This window comes from uncultured Stenotrophomonas sp., from assembly GCF_963519125.1.
GTDB lineage: Bacteria > Pseudomonadota > Gammaproteobacteria > Xanthomonadales > Xanthomonadaceae > Stenotrophomonas.
This window is the reverse complement of record NZ_CAUQLJ010000002.1, coordinates 35,789-54,572: the sequence shown is the minus strand read 5'-3', so window position 1 is coordinate 54,572 and position 18,784 is coordinate 35,789. Positions and strand designations below refer to the sequence as shown.

At 67.6% G+C, this 18,784-nt stretch carries 12 protein-coding genes; 6 read left to right on the top strand and 6 right to left on the bottom strand.

Features of this window, described 5'->3' with window-relative positions:
- The first annotated feature begins 10 nt into the window (after positions 1–10).
- Positions 11–6,139, top strand: coding sequence for a hypothetical protein (locus tag RYM47_RS01660; protein WP_315385649.1), 6,129 nt, complete (start codon positions 11–13; stop codon positions 6,137–6,139).
- Between the two features lie 5 nt (positions 6,140–6,144).
- On the opposite strand, the gene RYM47_RS01655 is transcribed toward RYM47_RS01660, so the two are convergent.
- The 4 genes from RYM47_RS01655 to RYM47_RS01640 all read right to left on the bottom strand — a co-directional run bounded on the left by RYM47_RS01655 (position 6,145) and on the right by RYM47_RS01640 (position 10,387).
- Positions 6,145–8,136 (bottom strand): hypothetical protein, encoded by a 1,992-nt coding sequence (locus RYM47_RS01655; protein WP_315385648.1) that lies wholly within the window; start codon positions 8,134–8,136, stop codon positions 6,145–6,147.
- Between the two features lie 10 nt (positions 8,137–8,146).
- Positions 8,147–8,566 carry a hypothetical protein gene (locus RYM47_RS01650; RefSeq protein ID WP_315385647.1) on the bottom strand — a complete coding sequence of 140 codons (420 nt, stop codon included), beginning with the start codon at positions 8,564–8,566 and terminating at the stop codon, positions 8,147–8,149.
- 78 nt (positions 8,567–8,644) lie between these two features.
- Positions 8,645–9,760 (bottom strand): MBL fold metallo-hydrolase, encoded by a 1,116-nt coding sequence (locus tag RYM47_RS01645; RefSeq protein ID WP_315385646.1) that lies wholly within the window; start codon positions 9,758–9,760, stop codon positions 8,645–8,647.
- A gap of 57 nt (positions 9,761–9,817) precedes the next feature.
- Positions 9,818–10,387 carry a TetR/AcrR family transcriptional regulator gene (locus RYM47_RS01640; protein WP_315385645.1) on the bottom strand — a complete coding sequence of 190 codons (570 nt, stop codon included), beginning with the start codon at positions 10,385–10,387 and terminating at the stop codon, positions 9,818–9,820.
- 137 nt (positions 10,388–10,524) lie between these two features.
- Between RYM47_RS01640 and RYM47_RS01635 the strand changes: the two genes are divergently transcribed.
- Both RYM47_RS01635 and RYM47_RS01630 read left to right on the top strand, forming a co-directional pair.
- Positions 10,525–10,950, top strand: a complete 426-nt coding sequence (locus RYM47_RS01635) for a DUF1801 domain-containing protein (RefSeq protein ID WP_315385644.1) — start codon at positions 10,525–10,527, stop codon at positions 10,948–10,950.
- A gap of 123 nt (positions 10,951–11,073) precedes the next feature.
- The gene (locus tag RYM47_RS01630; RefSeq protein WP_315385642.1) at positions 11,074–12,216 is read left to right on the top strand and encodes a metallophosphoesterase; all 1,143 of its coding nucleotides are present in this window, start codon (positions 11,074–11,076) and stop codon (positions 12,214–12,216) included.
- Here RYM47_RS01630 and RYM47_RS01625 read toward each other — a convergent pair.
- Positions 12,179–13,585 carry a DUF2867 domain-containing protein gene (locus tag RYM47_RS01625; RefSeq protein WP_315385641.1) on the bottom strand — a complete coding sequence of 469 codons (1,407 nt, stop codon included), beginning with the start codon at positions 13,583–13,585 and terminating at the stop codon, positions 12,179–12,181. The genes RYM47_RS01630 and RYM47_RS01625 overlap by 38 nt on opposite strands.
- 10 nt (positions 13,586–13,595) lie before the next feature.
- Positions 13,596–13,925, bottom strand: a complete 330-nt coding sequence (locus RYM47_RS01620; RefSeq protein WP_315385638.1) for a metalloregulator ArsR/SmtB family transcription factor — start codon at positions 13,923–13,925, stop codon at positions 13,596–13,598.
- Positions 13,926–14,098: 173 nt separating this feature from the next.
- On the opposite strand from RYM47_RS01620, the gene RYM47_RS01615 reads away from it, so the two are divergent.
- The 3 genes from RYM47_RS01615 to RYM47_RS01605 all read left to right on the top strand — a co-directional run bounded on the left by RYM47_RS01615 (position 14,099) and on the right by RYM47_RS01605 (position 18,782).
- A complete protein-coding gene (locus RYM47_RS01615) occupies positions 14,099–14,590 on the top strand; it encodes a sigma-70 family RNA polymerase sigma factor (protein WP_315385636.1) in 492 nt (163 codons plus the stop codon).
- Positions 14,587–15,654: a FecR domain-containing protein gene (locus RYM47_RS01610; protein ID WP_315385635.1), complete on the top strand. Its 1,068-nt coding sequence runs from the start codon at positions 14,587–14,589 to the stop codon at positions 15,652–15,654. The genes RYM47_RS01615 and RYM47_RS01610 overlap by 4 nt, the downstream gene beginning before the upstream one ends.
- Before the next feature lie 71 nt (positions 15,655–15,725).
- Complete coding sequence (locus RYM47_RS01605) at positions 15,726–18,782, top strand: TonB-dependent receptor (protein WP_315385634.1); 3,057 nt, start codon at positions 15,726–15,728, stop codon at positions 18,780–18,782.
- Positions 18,783–18,784: the final 2 nt, after the last annotated feature.

Sequence of the window (18,784 nt, the reverse complement as noted above, 5' to 3'; positions counted from 1 at the left end):
GAGCCTTGTCATGAACTCGTATCGAACCGCCCGTCCCAACCGCCGCGCGCTGACCTTGGCGCTGATGAATGCGCTCGCCGCCACCGGCCTGGCGACCTTCGCCGCCCCAGGCGTGGCGCTGGCCGACGGCTGTCAGCTGTACAGCGTCAACGGCCATATCTCGTGCTATCTCAACACCAATGGTGCCGCCGGATCGCCCGCGGGCAGTTCCGGCTCGGACCCGATTTTCGACGACAAGAACGGATACACCGGCGGCCCCGGTGGCCCGGCAGCGGACATCAACCTGGTGGTAGGCCTGAGCCCCACGCTGTACGACTACTCCCAGTACGACAGCAAGGGAAACCTGCAGATCGCCTCCTCGCCGATCAACGCGGTCAGCGTCGGCGGCGCAGGTGCGCAGGGCTCGGATGCCACAGCCGGTGGGTTCGACAAAGTGGGCGGCAATGGTGGACTGGGCAACAGCGGTGGCGATCTGACCGTTTCGGTGGGGCCGCAGGTGACCTCGCTGTCGCAGGACACCGTGAACGGCATCAGCGGCATCACCCTGATCTCGCTGGGCGGTGAAGGCGGCGCCGCCGGCAAGGGCAACATGAGCGGCGAGGATGGCACCTCCGGTGTGGGCGGCGTCGGCGGCAGCATCACCGCCACGCTCGATGGCTACACCAGCTCGCGCAACCGCAGCGTGCTGGTTTCCAGCCAGGGCGGTGCCGGTGGTCGCGGTCGGGATTACGGCACCGGCCTCAATTCGCAGGGTGCGGACGCAACCGATGGCATCGGGGGCAACGGCGGCACGGTCAACGCGACCTTCGTCAACGCCAGCAACAATGCCAACAACGGGTTTGTCGGTAATGCGGGTGTGCTGGTGCAGAGCGTTGGCGGAGACGGCGGCAACGGCGGCTCGGCAGAGGACGTGGATGGCTCGCAGGGCGGCAGCGGTGGGCTGGCCGGCAACGGCGGCAACGTCGCCGTCAGCGTGGGGTCCAACGTGATCATGGTGGCCGGCGGCAACAACGATGCCGCGCTGCATGTGCTCTCGCAGGGTGGCGCAGGCGGGCAGGGAAACAGTTCCGGTGGATCGGGCGGCAACGCCGGCGCCGGTGGCAATGCGGGCAACGCCAGTCTGGTCATCGACGGCAGCGCCGGCGCAGGCGGCGAGATAGCGGCCAACGGAACCTACTCGCCCGGGGTGCTGGTGCAGTCGCTCGGTGGCAATGGGGGCGATGGTGGCACGCCATCTGAGTTCGTGATCGGACCCAATGGCGGTTCCGGCTCGAACGGCGGCACCGCCGGTACGGTGTCGGTGACCGGCAGCGGCCTGGTGGTGCGTACCGGCCTGAACGTCGATCCGACCAACTTTGAAGGTTCGCCGGGCGTGCTTGCCCAGTCGATCGGCGGCGGCGGTGGCTCCGGTGGCGTGTCCAAGGGCGTGTTCGCGGTCGGTGGCGAAGGTGCCAACGGTGTGAACGGCAACACGGCCACGGTCGGCGTGCAGTCGAAAGTGGAAACCTTCGGGTTCGGTTCGGATGGTCTTGCCGTACAGTCGATCGGCGGCGGTGGCGGCAAGGGCGGCGACGCCAGCGGCGACAGTGTCGGCCTGCAATACGTCATCGGCGGTTCGGCCGGTGGCGGTGGCGACGGCGACAGCGCGTCGCTGACCAGCCAGGCCGGCAGCACCGTGCTGACCCACGGCGTCCACGCGCCGGGTCTGCTGTCGCAATCGATCGGCGGCGGTGGCGGGCAGGGCGGATCGGCGTACAGCAAGTCCAAGTCGGCCGGCTTCGGCGCCTCGATGGCGGTTGGCGGCAGCGGTGGCGCGGGCGGCGATGCATGCGGCAGCGGGTGCACCGGCACCCTCGCGCAGAACGATGGCCGGATCGGCACCGACAGTTCGGACAGTTACGGCATCCTGGCGCAGTCCATCGGCGGTGGCGGCGGCGCCGGTGGTGCGTCCACAGCGAAGTCGCAGGTCTACGCCGCTGAAGACGTGAGCATTTCGCTGAGCGCCTCGCTGGGCGGCTCGGGTGGCCAGGCCGGCAGTGGCGGCCTGCTGACCGCCGCCAACACCGGCCTGGTCACCACGGGCGGGCAGGGCGCGGTCGGCATGCTCGCGCAGTCGATTGGCGGCGGCGGTGGTGCCGGCGGCGACTCCTCGTCCGCCTCGACCGCCACCGGTGGCGAGTTCGATATCAGCGCGTCAATGGCGTTGGGTGGCAAGGGCGGCACCGCCGGTGACGGTGGTGCGGCAACCGGCACCAACAGCGGCCTGGTGCTGACCAGCGGCGAATCGGCGGCGGGCCTGCTGGTGCAGTCGGTCGGTGGCGGCGGTGGTGCCGGTGGCACCGGCGACGGCCAGGCCTCGGCGACGGGGGGTGAGACGAAGATCTCCACCACGTTGAGCATGGGCGGCACCGGTGGTGCGGGTGGCGATGGCTACGCGGCCACCGCCAACAACATCAACGGTTCCATCATCACCCTGGGCGACGGTGCGTTCGGCATGGGCGCGCAGTCGATTGGCGGCGGTGGTGGCGCAGGCGGCGGTGCGGCCGGCTCGGCCAAGGGCGAGTACGTGGCCACCGTGACCATGGGGGCCAACGGCGGCAAGGGCGGCAACACGTACCATATCGACGGCAATGGCAATGAGACCGACGGTGTGTCGGTGCACAACGACGCCACCTCCACGGTGGTGACCTTTGGTGCGGACGCCAATGGCATCGTCGCGCAGTCCATTGGTGGCGGCGGTGGCATCGGCGGCAAGGCCGGCTCCAACATTGCCAGCAAGAAGTCCGACGGCGCCGGTGGCAACAAGGGCAGCAATGCCGCGGCCGCGACCGGCACGCTGACAGCCGCTTACGACGCGAACGGCAGCGCGGCGCTCAACAGCTACCTGGGTCTGAACAACGCGGTGGCCTTCACCAACAGCCTGCTCGCCGACAGCACCTCGCAGGTTGCGTCGCGCGCGACGCTGGCGGCCGTGGGCGACGGCGACCTGGACGACGACCTCAACGACGCCGCCGAGTCCAAGGGCGAGACCGACGACGACAACGAGTCCACCAGCATCCAGCTCTCCGTCGCGCTGGGCGCATCGGGCGGCAGCGGCGGGTCTGCAGGGCTTGTCACTGTGACCAATGACGGCGGGATCGCCACGCTCGGCAACCACTCGGACGCCATCCTGGCCCAGGCTGTAGGGGGCGGCGGTGGCAAGGCCGGCGCAGCCAGTACCGCATCGACCAACGATTACAGCGGCAACCTGTCGGTGGGTGGTTCGGGCGGTGGCGGTGGTTATGGCGGCCAGGTGGTCGTCAACAACACCGGAACGATCTACACCAAGGGCGCGCTGGCGGCGGGCATCGTGGCCGAGTCGATCGCCGGTGGCGGTGGCATCGGCGGCGTGTCGGCGTCGTCCGTGAAGTCGAGCAGCAAGGATGCCGGCGACGACGACGCCGATGATGGTGCATTCAAATCGATCTCGCTGTCGGTCGGCGGCAACGGCGGCAGCAGTTATGACTCGGGGCAGGCGCGGGTCACCAGCAGCGGCGCGATCTCCACTGCCGCGCACGACGCCAGCGGCATCATCGCGCAGTCCATCACCGGCGGTGGCGGTATTGCCAAGACCCTGGCCAGCGACCTGGAGGGCGCCGGCGGCAGCGCGAGTGCCAAGGGGGGCGACTACGACGTGATGTTCAAGTTTGGCGGCAGCAGCGGTGAAACTTCGGGCGGCAGCGGACTGGTCAATGTCACCACCGCCACCGGGGGTACCATCACCACCAAGGGTGACAACAGTTACGGCATCCTGGCGCAGTCGATCAGCGGCGGCGGTGGCCTGCAGCTGGGCGGCACGGTCAGCGGCAGCACCGTGGGCGACTTCTTCGGCTCGGGAAAGAGCACCGGCAACGTCAACAACGATGGGGTCAACAGCCCCACCGCCGGCAACAGCGGGATCTCTGTGACCGTGGGCGATGCGATCAGCACCGCAGGCGCCAACGCGGTCGGCGTGCTGGCCCAGTCGATCGGCGGAGGCGGCGGCCTGGCCGGTGGCATTACCGCGCAGACCAGCCTGGCCGCAGCACCGCTGTACTTCAGTGGCAGCCGCAGCGCGGACGGCAACGGCGGCGTGATCAACGCGACCGTGGACGCGGGTGGGTCGATCAGCACCACCGGCAACAATGCACCGGCCATGCTGCTGCAGTCGCTGGGCGGCGGCGGTGGCCGCGTGATCACCGACAACGCGATCTACATGGGCAGCGCCGGCGGCAGCGGCACCGGTGCGGCGATCACCGCCACCATCAATGGCACGGTGTCAGCCACCGGCTCCGGTTCGGCCGGCATCGTCGCGCAGAGCATGGGCGACAGTGCCTCCAATGCGCCGATCAGCATCACCATCGCGTCCACCGGCAAGGTCACCGCCGGCCAGCAATCGGTGGCCACCTCGCCCAACGGCGGCTCGGCCGGGATCTACATCGACCATGGCGGCACCGGCAAGAACGACAGCAATGGCAATCCGGTCGTCAACACCGTCACCAACAACGGCACGCTGTATACCTACGGTTCGCAGGTCAATGCGGTGGCGGTGTACAGCACTGCGGGCGACACCCAGGTGATCAACAACGGCACGATGGGCGGCGACGTCCTGCTCACCAATGGCGGCGGCACCGGCTGTTTCACCAACAATGGCACCTTCAACGCCGGCGACAGCGTCACCGTGGGCAAGTGCGGGGTGACCAACAACGGCGTGATGGACATCCGTGCCACGCCACTGGCGGTGCAGGGCAACCTGCTCAACACAGCCGGGGGGCGCATCGTGGTGGCAGCCGACTTCTCCGGCAAGGCGGCCACACCGCTGCACGTGGACGGCGACGCCACTATTGCCGGCACGGTCGAGGTACGCCCCACGCTGATGCGCCGGAACACGGTGACCCTGGCCAGCGCCACCGGCACCCTGCAACTGGATCCGACCCTGGCGGCGGTGCGCAACGACCATCTGTTCGACTACCGCTTCGATACCGATGGGCAGAACCTGCGGGTCACCCCGAGCGCCCTGTTCAGTGCGCAGGCGGCGGGCATGGGGGCCAACAAGCGCGCGGTCGGCAACAACCTGCAGTCGATCTTCGACAGTGGCGCGGCAATGGACACCGGCTTCACCCGGTTGAGCACCGTCGCCGACGGCGCCGAGTACGAACGCAGCCTCGCGGCGATGTCGGGCAAGGCCCTCGGTGCGTTCGGGGCATACCGGATCAACAGCAGCCGCGACTTCGCCGTGAACCTGTATGGCGGCTGCTCCAGCGCGCCGGTGGCCAGCAAGAGCACCGACAGCTGTGGTTGGGGCCGGGTGATCGCCAATGGCTCGGAGCAGAAGGAAACCAACGATGCCCTGGGTTACAAGGTCGACGCGTCGGCGTTCCAGGCCGGCGGCCAGCTGCAGCTGTCGCCCGACCTGGCCTTGACCGGTTCGCTGGCCTACGAGAACAGCCGCCTGCGCGATGCCGACGGCAGCGCACGGGTGAATGGCGACGCGGTGTTGGGCGGCGTGGGTCTGCTGTATGACGCAGGCAGGATGGAACTGTCGGGCGGGCTGGATGCGGCATCGGGCAAGTACCGCTCCACCCGCGACGTGTCGGTGGCTGGCGTCGATGATGAAGCCAAGGCCAGCCCGAAGCAGTGGCAGGCCGGTGCGCACCTGCGTGCGGCCTACGGCGTGCCGGTGGGCCGGGAAGGCTTCGTGCGTCCGTTCGTGGAAGGCCATGCGATCCGCGTGGAGAACAAGTCATTTACCGAGGACGGCGACTCGCCGTTCCGCCTGGCCGTAAAGGGCAACGCGGACACCGCGCTGATCGGCGTGGTGGGCGTCGAGCTCGGCAACAGCATGCACTTCAACAACGGCATGACGCTGCGCCCGTTCGCCAGCGCTGCGGCGGAGTTCAGCAACAACCGCGACTGGACCACCACCGCGCGCTTTGCCGACCAGCCGCAGAGCCAGACCTTCGATGTCACCACGGCGGGCCCGGGCACGATCGGACGCTTTGCGGTAGGGGCCGACCTGTATGGCTCCAGCCATCTCAACCTGTCGCTGCAGTACGTAAAGGAAGTGGGCCAGGGCTTCGATGCCAACACCGGGCTGGCGCGACTGACGTACAGCTTCTGACAGGCTCAGCCGCCCCTGTACGGTCGGCCCGGCAGCGCCGCCTTGCCGCGGCGCTGTTCGGTGCGCCGCTCCTGGTAGCGCTGCATGCTGAGCTGGAGTTCTTCCAGGGCACCGTCCGGCAACCACAGCTGGCGGGTGCCGCGGGTCATCGCGGTATAGGCCGCGCGCACCGGATTGTGTGCGTACTGCCGGGTGAAGCCGGTACGGAAGCAGCAGCGCGACATCGCCACGCTGGCGAACTCGGCATTCTTGGCGTGCTCCACCAGCATCAGCTGCAGCGCCGCGTCGTGGAAAGGCAGCAGGCGCCCGGTGAGCTCCACGAACCGTTCGCGGTTGTAGCCCCGCATGAACATGCGCGGGATCTGCGCCAGGTCCTGTTCGGTGCATTCGGCCAGCAGGTCTTCCCAACGCTGGCTGCTGCCGCCGTGCGCGGTGAGCTCGCGATAGGCTTCCGCGCCACGGGTCACCTCACGGCCAAGCGTCGCCAGCGAATCGGGGTGGATCGAGAATGGGGCGCCGGCGGCGGCCAGGCGCTGGGCTTCTTCCAGCAACCGCCACGGGCTGCCGTAAATGCGTGCGCCGGAGACGGGTACGTCGCTCCACGCGGCATAGGTGCTGGACAGCGTGGGTCGGTCCGCCGATCCGCTGAACGGCGCCTCGAAGCGGCTGCTGGCATCCAGCGCCAGCGTGTCATTGACCAGCTGTTCCACCAGCCGGCCCTGGCGGACCGACTGGTCGATCTCCAAGGTCATGCCGGTGGCAAAGCGGGGCGCATGGCCAACCAACCGCTGGTTGGGGTCGCCCAGGCTGATCACGGCGCCCTCGTAGCTGGAAAGCAGGGCTTTCCACGCCGGGCTCAGATCGTGCCCCTCATCGATGAGCAGGGTGCCCCAGGTCGCTGGCACGCTGACCTGATGCAGGGCCAACCATTTGCCGATGTGATCCACGTTGACGCTGAGCAGCGCATGGCGCTGCAGCTGCGGGTCGAACATGCTGCGCCACACGTGCTCGGCGGCGGCCATCAACGCAGCGCTGTCGATCACCGTCCACGGCACGGCGCGCGCGAAGTGGCGGGGTACCAGCTGCAACGAGGTTGAACGACACCACGTGGCAATCCCTTCCAGCGCGATGCGCAGCACGCTGGCCGGTGCAAACGTGCCGATGGGCTGCAGCTCGATGCGGGCGGCGATGTCGCGCAGCGACTGTTTGCTGATCTGGAACACCGGCCGCCAGGTCGTGCGCAGCAGCCCGCGGCGGAACGCGTCACCGGCCACGTGGTTGGCGAACGCGATCTGCGAGATCACCTGCACCGGCAGCGCGGCGCTGAGGCGCTGCCGGAACGCCTGCACCTGGCCGGCACGCGGGGCGATGTAGGTGTAGCGGCGCGCGCCGCTGTCCAGCAGCTGCAGGATCAGGTGGGTTTTGCCGGCGCCGGCGTAGGCGTCCAGGTCGATGTGCTCGTCGTCGTTGGCGATGATCGCGCGCAGCGCACGGGCCTGTTCGTGGGTGTAGGAATGCGTGCGCTCGACGAATGCCGGTGCGCGCAGGCTGTCGTCGGCTACATGGCCTTCTTCGGCGTACGCCGCTTCGGTGGCAAAACGCAGGGTGTGCGGTTCCAGGGTCACCTGGCAGTCGGCCTGGAACGCATCCACCGGGTAGGCGTCGGGCGAGGCCTGTGCGTAGCGCGCCACTACCGCATCCGGGCCCAGCACCACGCCCTGCGCGGCCAGGCCGTGCAGCCAGGCGTCTGCAGCGGGAGGCAACGCACTGCGCAGCGCCTGGAACTGAGCGGAAGCTGCGTCCGGCTGTGCCACGAACAGCGCGCACGCCTCATCGACCAGCCGGGTCAGGGCGGCGGGATGGTGCGGGCGCTGCTGGCACAGCGCAGCGGCGAACAGGCCGGCGCGTTCCAGTGCCGTTGCGGGAACGGCGCCAGAGTCCAGGAATGCGCTCAGGTCCGCTTCCGTCAGTGGCAGGGCATAGGCAGGCGAGGTCACAGCAGCATGCTCAGTACGGATGCGCCTTGCCACAGGCCAGCACGTGGTTGTAGTCGCTGGACATGCACTGGTAGAAGGCGCGTTTGTTGCCCTCGGCCGCGCTGCAGTCGGCCTGGGTCAGCTGCGGCAGCAGCGCGCGCAACGGCGCTGCCGCCTTGTTGAACTGTTCGGCCGGCATATAGCCGCCCTTGACGTTCTTCGCGCCCACTTCAAGCATGGTTTCCACCCCGTAGCGCGCATTCTCCACCGCCTTTGCGCAGTCCAGCTCGGCCGGGTACTTCTGTACCTCCAGCAGGGCCTGCGCCATCTCGTTGGCGTCGGCGATGGCCTTGGCGCGCGGGTCGGCCACGGGCGTGGGCTCGGCGGCCCCGGCGGCAGCGGAAAGCGCGGTCATCAGCACCAGGCAGGTCAGGCGGGGAAACGTCGGCACGCAGGGAATCCTTCGGGCAGCGGAGAGGTCTGGGCCACGATGATACCGTGCGGCCCCGACCTGCTCCTGCCCGACCAGCTACTGCGCGCTGGCCACCGGCGTGTTCCGGCGCGCCTCCGCCTCTGCCGTCATGGTCCGCCACCACGGGGTACCCGCGTGCGGCGCCGACAGGTCCAGGCGTTCGCCCATTTCCGGGGTGGACAGGGCGATGCCGCGTTGCGCCGCCAGCGCGCTGACGCGCTCGAACGGTTCTTCCCAGCGGTGCATGGCCAGGTCGAACGTACCGTTGTGGATCGGCACCAGCCACTTCCCGCGCAGGTCCTGGTGGGCCTGCACCGTCTGTTCGGGCTGCATGTGCACATACGGCCACTTGGCGTCGTAGGCGCCGGTTTCCACGAACGCGACATCGAAGGGTCCGTAGCGCTCGCCGATCTGCCTGAAGCCGTTGAAGTAGCCGGAGTCACCGCTGAAGAACACGCGCAGGTCGTTGTCGATGATGACCCACGAGCCCCACAGCGTCTTGTTGCTGTCGCGCAGCCCCCGACCGGAGAAATGCTGGGTAGGGGTCAGCGCGAAGCGCAGGCCGTCGACCTCGGACTCCTGCCACCAGTCGAGCTGGCGCACCTTCCCAGGCGGCACGCCCCAGTCGACCAGGCGGTCGCCCACGCCCAACGGGGTGAGAAACACCCCCACGCGGATGGCCAGGAACTTCACCGTGGCGCGGTCCAGGTGATCGTAGTGGTCGTGCGAGAGCAGCACGCCGCGGATCGGCGGCAGGTCTTCCAGCGCAATCGGCGGGGCGTGGAAGCGCTTCGGTCCGATCCACTGGAACGGCGAGGCGCGTTCGGAAAACACCGGGTCGGTGAGCCACCAGCCGCCACGCAGCTTGATCAGCAGGGTCGAGTGGCCGAGCCGGTACACGCTGCGGTCCGGGGCTTCGGCCAATGCCTGTGCGGTGAGCGCACGCACCGGCGTGGCGACGTCGGGCACGGTGCCGGTCGGGCGGTTGAAGAAGAACTCCCAGAACAGCTTGAGGGTGCTCCCCAGCGATTCTTTGGGTTTGGGCGCGACATTGGTGAAGCCGTCGTCGGTGCGCTGCGGTGAGGTGTCGTAAGAGTCGATAGGCACGGTGAACATCATCCCGATCAGAACGGTGAGGGTGAAGGCGACAGCGAGGACAGGCAGGATGCGCATGCGTCTCCGGGAAATAATGGGTGAGTGTGTAGGCACTCAAGTAATGGGCGAAAAATATCAGCGCTGGATGCCCTTCCAGAACAGGTCGAACCCGGCCTGCTGCAGGACATCGCGTTGTTCGGGCTGGGCCGCCATGGCCTCCAGCGTGGTTTCCAGCAGGGTGATCAGGACCCGGCCCAGGTAGAACGACAGGCGCTCGGGGTCGACGTGACGCGCCAGGCTCGCTTCGAGCGTGTGAAGCGTGGTGCCGAACAAGCCTGCGCAATGCGTACGGGTGCACTCGGTAATTCGCTCGGACACCTTGAGCTGGCGCAGTGCCATGCGGTCTACAGGATGCGCCGCGCCCCAGACCAGCAGCGCGTTCCACACGTGCAGGAGCTGCTCGCGGACCCCGGCGTCGGCCGGGAAGCTGCCGCCCACCGCCAATGCCAAGCGCTCTTCCAGCCGCACGAACAGGGCGTTGAGCAGCACGTCCTTGGTCTCGAAGTAGGTGAATACCGTGCCCTCGGCCACTTTGGCCGCCTTGGCGATCTGCGCGGTCGACGCACCCACGCCCTGCGCGGCCACCTGTCGGGCAGCGGCATCAAGGATGGCGGTACGTTTTGCGTCGCTGAGCGGGCGGGCCATGGAGATTGTTAGTTGAGTGGTTGCTCATTTATAGGCCCCATCCAGATGAAGATCAAGCCCGGCCCCACCCGACAACGGCATCCGTTCAGGCACTATAGGCCGCGTAGAGCTGGGCTCTGCCCGGCTGAGGGAAACCCGTGGCCACCTCCAAACCCGCATCCCCACGCCTGCTCGCCGGCGGCAACCCCCAGATCCCCAAGGGCGAGGGCGACGCCCCGGTGCAGGCTTGGATCGCAGCGGTACCCGGCTGGAAGCAGGAAGCCGCCCGCCAACTCGACGCCCTGGTCGCAGCGGCGGTTCCCAACCTGCGCAAAGCAGTCAAATGGAACTCGCCGCTGTACGCCGTCGAAGGCACGGACGGGTGGTTCCTGAGCATGCACTGCTACGCGCGCTACATCAAAGTGGCCTTCTTCCGTGGCGCGTCGCTCAATCCGATGCCACCGGAATCCTCCAAAAGCCAGGACACCCGCTACCTGCATGTGTTCGAGGACATCCCGCTGGATACCGCCCAGTTCACCCGTTGGGTGAAGCAGGCCAGCCGGCTTCCCGGCGAGCGCATGTAGCGCTCCCGCAACCCACCTTTCCACTCGCCTGCGGTGGCAGCGGCAATCAACTTGGGCAAAGATGGTGCGCTGCATGATCGCCACTGGCGACCGTGCGTCCCCCCATTGAAACTGGAACTGCCTGTGCTGAGTGTTGTTGGAGTGGTGCTTGCGTTGTACGTGGTGTGGCGGCTGATCTGGCCGTTGCGGGTGCCGGTTTCGGTACGCGGCCCGCTGGGCCTGCTGGTGCTGGCGTTGGCATTGCACCACCGGATCGTGGCCCGGTTCGCCGGCACCATGGCGTCACCCGAAATTCCGAAGGCCGCCATCGCCATCCTGGCCAGTGGCTTCACCGCGCTGTTGCTGGTCGCCGTGTTCCTGCTGGTGCTGGATATCCTGCTGTTGCTTGCGCGCCTGCTGCGCCAGCCGCGCATTGCCGACGCATTGCGTCGCAGCTGGCTGCGTCCGGTCGCCGGCGTGTTGGCCCTGGTGCTGGGCATCTACGGTGTGCAGCAGGGCATGGCGGTGCCGAAGGTACGGCAGGTCGATGTCGCCATCGCCGGGCTGCCGACCGCATTCGACGGTTACCGGGTACTGCAGCTCACCGACATCCACGCCAGCCGCCTGCTCACCGGTGACTGGGTCACCCAGGTGGTCGCCGAAAGCAACGCGCAGAAACCGGACCTGGTGGTGATTACCGGCGATCTGGTCGACGGCAGCGTGCGCGCCCGCGCCAACGACGTGCGCTCGCTGGGCCAGCTGCAGGCGCCCGACGGCGTGATCGCCATCACCGGCAACCATGAGTACTACGGTCAGTACGCACAGTGGATGCAGGCCTTCCGCGGTCTCGGCATGCAGGTGCTGGAAAACAGCCATACCCAGGTCACCCGTAACGGCAGCTCGCTCACCATCGCCGGTGTCACCGACCCGGTGGCCGCACGCTACGGCCTGCCGATGCCGGACCTGAAAGCCGCGCTGGCCGGGGCAGATCCCAAGGATCCGGTGATCCTGCTGGATCATCGACCGAACCAGGCCGCTGCCAACGCCGCACAGGGCGTGAAGCTGCAGCTGTCCGGGCACACGCATGGCGGGCACATCGTCGGCATGGACCAGCTGGTGAAGCGCGCCAACGGCGGCTACGTTTCGGGCCGCTATGCAGTGAACGGGATGACCTTGTACGTGAGCAACGGCGCCGGCTTGTGGCCCGGCTTCGCGGCGCGCATCGGCGTGCCGTCGGAAATTACCGTGTTTACCCTGCGGCGAACTGCAGTGGCAGGCTCGGGCTGAGCTCCGGCGCCACGGCATGGGCGACCGCCATGCGCAGCATCGTTGGGCTGATGTAGCGGCGATGGGTGCGGTCGATTGCGGCCATGTAGAGGCGGCCGAATGCGTTGTGGGTACGCACGCGCGTGCCCAGCGAAATGCGCGCCTGGCCATCGTCCAGCCGCTCCACCCGCACGCAGGAGCGGAACCGCAGGTGCCGGTCATCCGCGCCGAGCAGGACTTCGGCACTCCTGTCTTCGCGGTCCACCCGCTGCGCCAGTACCGGAAAGCGACCGGCGAACAGCTGACTGCGGTCTTCGGACAACAGCGAGGAGACCGGGCAACCCAACGGTGAGGTGCGCAGCCGCAGTGGCGCCACCAGCACGTTGCGCGCCGCCATCAGTCGCCCCACATTGGCCGGTGGGTTGAGGATGAAACCTTCCAGCACCGTTTCAAGCAGTTCCCGGGCCGAGTGGCCAGGCACCGCATGCGCGGGCAGCAGCAGCGAACCATAGTCCTGGTGGTGGCTGCCTTCCGGCAGCGCCGCCTGCAGCAGGGAGTCGTCCGGCGCGGCACGCTGCTGGTGCACTGGATACGCGTTCGGAAGACGGCTGACGTAGCTGCGGATCGGGCGCAGCCGATGCAGCGCCGCACGCAGTCGGCCTACGTGGTCGCGACTGTACGCGCACAATCGCCCCGCCCACGAGCGCGATGGCGCATGCAGCGAGAGACTCACGCATGGCACGCGCTGTGGGTCGGTCTGGTTGAGCAGCGATTGCAGGGCGGGCGGCAAGGTATCGGTGAGGCTGGGAAGGTCGGCACTGTTGTCGGCCACGCGCGCGCGTTGCGCGTCACTGAGGGGGCCGTGCTGGTCGTTGGCATGGCAGGACAACGCGAACAGGGCCGCGTGCGGCGCGCGCTGCGATACGAACTGGTGCCAGGTGCCACTGCCGAAGCGCACGGTAAACAGGCAGTCGGGTGGGATCTCCACGAAGCGGAGCGCCTGCACGAAAGCTGCCGGGTCGTGGTCCAGCTGGGCATCCGAAGCCGTGGAAAAACGAAGCTGCGCGCCGCCACTGCCAGACACCGCCGTGAACATGCGCGTGCCAGCATGGCGATGGAAGGGGTGGCCGTGCGGACCCACCGCAAACGAGTAAAGCGACGATGGATCCTGGTGTTCAACGTGCATGCCGCCAAGACGCGCCGAAGGCTCGTCCAGTGCATCGACGAAGCGCGGATGCGCCGCCTGGCGGATGCCGGCGTCGCGCACCAGCTGGTCGCCGGCGCCGATGCCCAGCTGGGTGATGAGGGTCACCTCGACTGGGCTGCCGCCGCTGAAGGAGGGGAGGTTGATGCTTGGGAATGAACGGTCCGTGCGGGTCACTCCGGGCATGGCGGGCTCCTCAGTCCTGGGCGGGATCGGAATTCTTGCGGGCGCGCGCCTTGGCGCGGCTTTCGCGTTGCAGCGGTCCGCCCACCGGGCACACTTCGGCGGCCCATGCGAACAGGGTATTTGCGAGACGCGCGGGCACTTGGCGGAAGTACACGAACTGGCCGCGCTTTTCGCGTTCGATCAGCCCTGCGTCCTCAAGGATGCGCAGGTGGCTCGACAGTGCCGGCTTGCTGAAGTCGAAACGGTCACCCAGCTCGCCGGCGCTCAACTCGCCGCCATTGAGGTAGGCCAGTATCTGGCGGCGGGCGGGGGAGGCCAGGGCCTCGAAGATACGGTCCATTCGGTTAATTAATTAATTCGTTAACCAATGCTGCGCCCGGTACTGCGCCGCTGTCAAGCGCAGGCTGCGATGCACGGCCGTCACCACCCCGTAACACTGACCGCTTACCTTGCGCCGCACTTCAGGGGTGGGGCGGCACAGTGGCCGAGCAGGCAAGAGGGCGGCTGGCGCGCATGTTCGAAGAGCATGCGCCGGTGCTTCGGGGGTTCTTCGTGCGCCGGGGGGCGCGACAGGACGCCGAAGACCTGGTGCAGGAGACGTATCTGCGTCTGCTGCGTGCGCATGCGGGGCCTGGCGAATCGATCGCCAACCCCGAGGCGTATCTGTTCACCGTCGCGCTGAACCTGGCGCGTGAGCAGGCCAGCCGCAGGCGCTGGGCCACCTTGCCGATCGAGGATATCGCACAGCTGGGCCAGGGCCTGGCCAGCGGGGAATGCGTGGAAGACGCCGCCGAACGCGAACAGCGCCGCCAGCGCCTGCAGGCACTGCTGGGAACGCTGCCCGAACACACCCGCGCGGTGCTGGTGATGCAGTACCGCGACGGGCTGAGCTACAAGCAGATCGCCGAGCGCATGGGTGTCTCCGCGCACATGGTGAAGAAGCACGTGGTGCGCGGATTGTCGGTGTGCCGCCGCGCGATGGGCGATGCGGAGGGGCTGCGATGAACGAGCCGACCCTGCATCCATCGGCACTGACCCAGGCGGCTGCCCACTGGCACGCACTACAGCGCCAGGGCGACGTATCGCCCGCACAGCAGCGCGCCTTCCTGGACTGGCTGTTGGTCTCGCCCGAACACCTGCGCGAATACCTCGCCGTCAGCGAGACCGCCGGCGCGTTGGGCGATGCACTGCGCGCGATGCCGGACGACCTGGACCTGCTGCTGGCTGCGCCGGCGCCGCGCAGTGCGGACGACAACGTGGTGCAGCTGCCGCTGCGCGGCGCGCCCACGTCCATGACGACACCGCCGCGGCGGCGCCGCCTGCCGGGTCTGGCCGCTGCCGCAGCCTTGGTGCTGGCGGTAGGCGTCGGCACGCCACTGGCCTGGCCGCGCACCAGTCATTACGTCGCCGCACACGGCCACCCGCAACAGATCCGGCTCAGCGACGACAGCGTGGTGCATCTCGATGCAGACAGTGAACTGTCGGTGCGCATGAGCCTGTTCGCGCGCCGCATGGAACTGGAGCGTGGCCAGGCCAGCTTCGTGGTCGCGCCGGGCCGCCGCCCGTTTGCGGTGCATGCCGGTGGACTCAAGGTCACCGACATCGGTACCACCTTCGACGTCTCGCTGCTGCGCGAGCAGGCCCGCATCGCGGTCAGCGAAGGCCGGGTGTTGGTGCGTGGCGACGGCGGCCGTGGCCGCCTGCTGGCCGACCTCTGGGCGGGGAAGGTCGCGCAGGTGGACTACCGCGACCAGCGCGTGCAGATCCGCGATGAAGACGCGGCCAGCATGACCGCCTGGTGGCAGGGGCGCGTGGTGTTCCGCGACGAACCGCTGCGTGACGTCGCCGACCGCTTCAACCGACGCAACACACAGCGCCTGCGGGTCAGCGACGACGCCGGCACGCTGCGCATCACCGGCAACCTGCGTGCCGACGACCTCGGCTCGCTGCGCGCGTTCCTCGACCAGCAGCCTTCGTTGCAGACCTCGCAGCAGGGCGGCCTCATCGATGTACGCATGCGCGTGGCCGCGACCACGACCGACGCTGTCAAAAAAAATTCATCGAAATAGCGGTGCCCGATCCGCGCGCTGCGGCCTCGTAGTTGGGGAAAGCCACCGCCATTCCCTCACTGGATCCCACGATGCGCCGCACTCTGTTCCTTTCGATCGCCCTTGCCCTGCAGGTCGCCGCGACCACCGCTGCCGCCGAACCCACCCGTGTGTCCGCCGAGGCCATCGCCTCGCAGCCGCTGGACAGGGCGCTCAACGCACTGTCGCGCCAGACCGGCCTGCAGTTCGTCTACAACACGCAGACCGCCGGCAATCCGCGCACGCCGGCGGTGCCGGCCGGGCTCTCCGCCGATGCGGCACTGGGCCGCCTGCTGGCCGGCACCGGGCTGCGCTACCGCTATCTCAACGCCACCACGGTGACCATCGAATCGGACGTGGCGGGCACCGAGCCGAGCTCGGGAATGGTCACGCCGATGGCCCTGGCAGCAACCGAAGGCGCATCGCTGCAGGCCGCCGCCGCCGGCGAAGGCGTCAACCCGCAGAACCTGGAAACCATCCAGGTCACCGGCAGCTACAGCCGCAGCCTGGAACAGGCGGTCGACCTCAAACGCCACAACATCGGTTTCTCCGATTCGATCGTCGCCACCGACGTGGCTGACTTTCCAGAGCAGAACCTGGCCGAAGCCCTGCAGCGCGTGCCGGGCGTGACCATCGAGCGCAGCAAGGGGCTGGGTACCAAGGTCAACGTGCGCGGCCTGCCGTCCGAGTACACGATGGTCTCGATCAACGACCTGGCCACTGCGTCGGGCAGCGGAGGACGCGACGTGGAATTCGACATGTTCGCCTCCGAGATCATCCAGCAGGTCACGGTGCAGAAGTCGCCGACCGCGGCCGACGAGGAGGGCGGCATTGCCGGTTCGGTGAAGATCAGCACCGCGCGCCCGTTCGACTACAACGAGCGCAAGCTGGTGGTGTCGGCCGAGGCCGCGCACAACAGCATCTCCGAAAAGGTCGATCCGCGTTTCGCCTTCCTGGCCGCCGACACCTGGGGCGACTGGGGTGGCCTGGTCTCGTACTCGCAGTCCAAGCGTACCAACCGCACCGATTCCACCTCGGGCATCAACTTCCGCCCGATGTCGCGTTTCCTGAGCGCCTCCGGCACCCGCGGCACGCAGGCGCAGGCAGTACTGGCGCGCGACGCCGGGGTCAACATCGTCAACCGCAACAACACCGACGAAACCAACCTGGTCGTGTTCCAGGACAAGGTGGGCGACCGTGTCTACCTCAACGAGCAGGACAAGTGGGGCGCCACCGCGTCGCTGCAGTACAAGCCGAGCAGCAGCTTCAGCCTGACCTTCGACGCGATGCTGGGCGGCTACGATTCGACCGAAGACGAGTACGACGCGGCCGCGTACTCCGCCTCCAGCCGCAGCACCCTGGACACCATCCACGAATACGACGCCACCACGCTGTCCGAATACGGCATGGTCGTCCTGCGCGACGTGTCCTACACCGCCACCCAGCACGAAATGCTGAGCAAGGAGCGGATCAACAAGACCGACTACAGCCAGTTCAGCGTTGCGATGGACTGGAAGGGCCAGGACTGGTACGTGGACGCCATGGCCGGCTACTCGGGCGCGGAGAAGACCTCGGATTACTCCAATCTCAAGCATGTGGCCTATGCGCCGTCGCGCACCCGCTGGACCGGGCGCAGCGGCGAGACCATTCCCAGCACCCCCGGCGGCTTCGACATGTACAACGCCTCGGACAAGTACCTGTTCGAAGCCTATGAAACCACGCTGGAGAAGGTGGACGACGACAAGTACGCGGCCCAGGTCAACGTGACCCGCATGCTGGACCTGGCGTTCCTGCCGGCGCTGCGCGATATCAAGTTCGGCGCGCGCTACACCGACCGTTCCAAGCAGCGCCAGTACGGCGAACTCAAGATCACCGGGCCGGGTCCGGGCAGCAGCGCGTGGGTCAACACCCGCACGATGGCCGACAGCCCGTTGCAGTCGATCGGCGACATCGTCCCCGGTGGCGGCTACTCCATCAAGGACCTCGATTGGCAACAGGTGTCCAACGAGTACGCGCGCAGCGCGTTCCGCTACGACGGCTTCTACACCCCGTTCGACGCCGGCCAGTTCTACCAGGTCGACGAGAAGGTCATGAGCCTGTACGCGATGACCGACTTCGCCTTCGACATCGGCCAGGTGCCGGTGACCATCAACGCCGGTGCGCGTTACGTGGACACCAAGGTCAACTCGTTCGGCTACCACCCGATACAGCGCCCGGACGGCAGCACCGGCTACACCGACACCCCGGTGTCAAAGGACGGCAGCTACGACGACCTGCTGCCCAGCTTCAACATGACGGCTGAACTGTCGCAGGGCCTGCTGCTGCGCGCGGCGGCGTCCAAGGTAATGATGCGCCCGGCGCTGACCGACATTGCCTACAAGCGTACTGCCAGCTGGGGCTCGTACCGCTTCACCGACGGCAACCCGGAGCTGAAGCCGACCTACGCCAAGCAGTGGGAAGTGGGCCTGGAAAAGTACCTGGACAACGGTGCACTGTTTGCCGCCTCGTACTTCCGCAAGAACATCGACGGCGTGGTGATCAACTCGCTGACCGGCGTGGTCGAAGACGTGGCGGTGTACAACGCCAACGGTACCCTGAACGGTATCTTCGATTTCGATGTGTACCAGCCAGTCAACGCCAAGGGTTCCTACCAGGTGGACGGCGTGGAGCTGGTCGCGCAGCTGCCGCTGGGCATGTTCACCCCGGTGCTGGAAGGGTTCGGCGTGAATGCCAACTACACCATGCTGGACAGCTCGCTGGCCGGTGAGTCCGGCCTGGGCATCCGCACCCCGATGCCGGGCCTGTCCGAGAAGACCTGGAACTTCACCGCCTACTACGAGAACGACCGGTTCGACGCGCGCGTGTCCTACAACCACAAGGACGAGTATGTGGAGTCGATCGGCTATGACATGTATCCGATCTGGCGCGATGCCTACGGCCAGATGGACGTCTCGATCGGCTACCGGATCACCGACAACATCAAGATCAGCCTGAAGGGCATCAACCTGACCAACGAGATCACCAGCGGCTACACCATGGACCCGTCGTTCCCGACCATGTACGAGGCGTCGGGACGCCGCATCAGCCTTGGCCTGCGTGCCGACTTCTGATT

What these genes read in the sequence shown, in the direction of transcription:
- RYM47_RS01610 (WP_315385635.1), top strand. Translation starts at nt 14,587, where the DNA reads ATGAACGAGCCGACCCTGCATCCATCGGCACTGACCCAGGCGGCTGCC.
- RYM47_RS01625 (WP_315385641.1), bottom strand. Translation starts at nt 13,585, where the DNA reads ATGCCCGGAGTGACCCGCACGGACCGTTCATTCCCAAGCATCAACCTC.
- RYM47_RS01640 (WP_315385645.1), bottom strand. Translation starts at nt 10,387, where the DNA reads ATGGCCCGCCCGCTCAGCGACGCAAAACGTACCGCCATCCTTGATGCC.
- RYM47_RS01615 (WP_315385636.1), top strand. Translation starts at nt 14,099, where the DNA reads ATGTTCGAAGAGCATGCGCCGGTGCTTCGGGGGTTCTTCGTGCGCCGG.
- RYM47_RS01620 (WP_315385638.1), bottom strand. Translation starts at nt 13,925, where the DNA reads ATGGACCGTATCTTCGAGGCCCTGGCCTCCCCCGCCCGCCGCCAGATA.
- RYM47_RS01660 (WP_315385649.1), top strand. Translation starts at nt 11, where the DNA reads ATGAACTCGTATCGAACCGCCCGTCCCAACCGCCGCGCGCTGACCTTG.
- RYM47_RS01645 (WP_315385646.1), bottom strand. Translation starts at nt 9,760, where the DNA reads ATGCGCATCCTGCCTGTCCTCGCTGTCGCCTTCACCCTCACCGTTCTG.
- RYM47_RS01605 (WP_315385634.1), top strand. Translation starts at nt 15,726, where the DNA reads ATGCGCCGCACTCTGTTCCTTTCGATCGCCCTTGCCCTGCAGGTCGCC.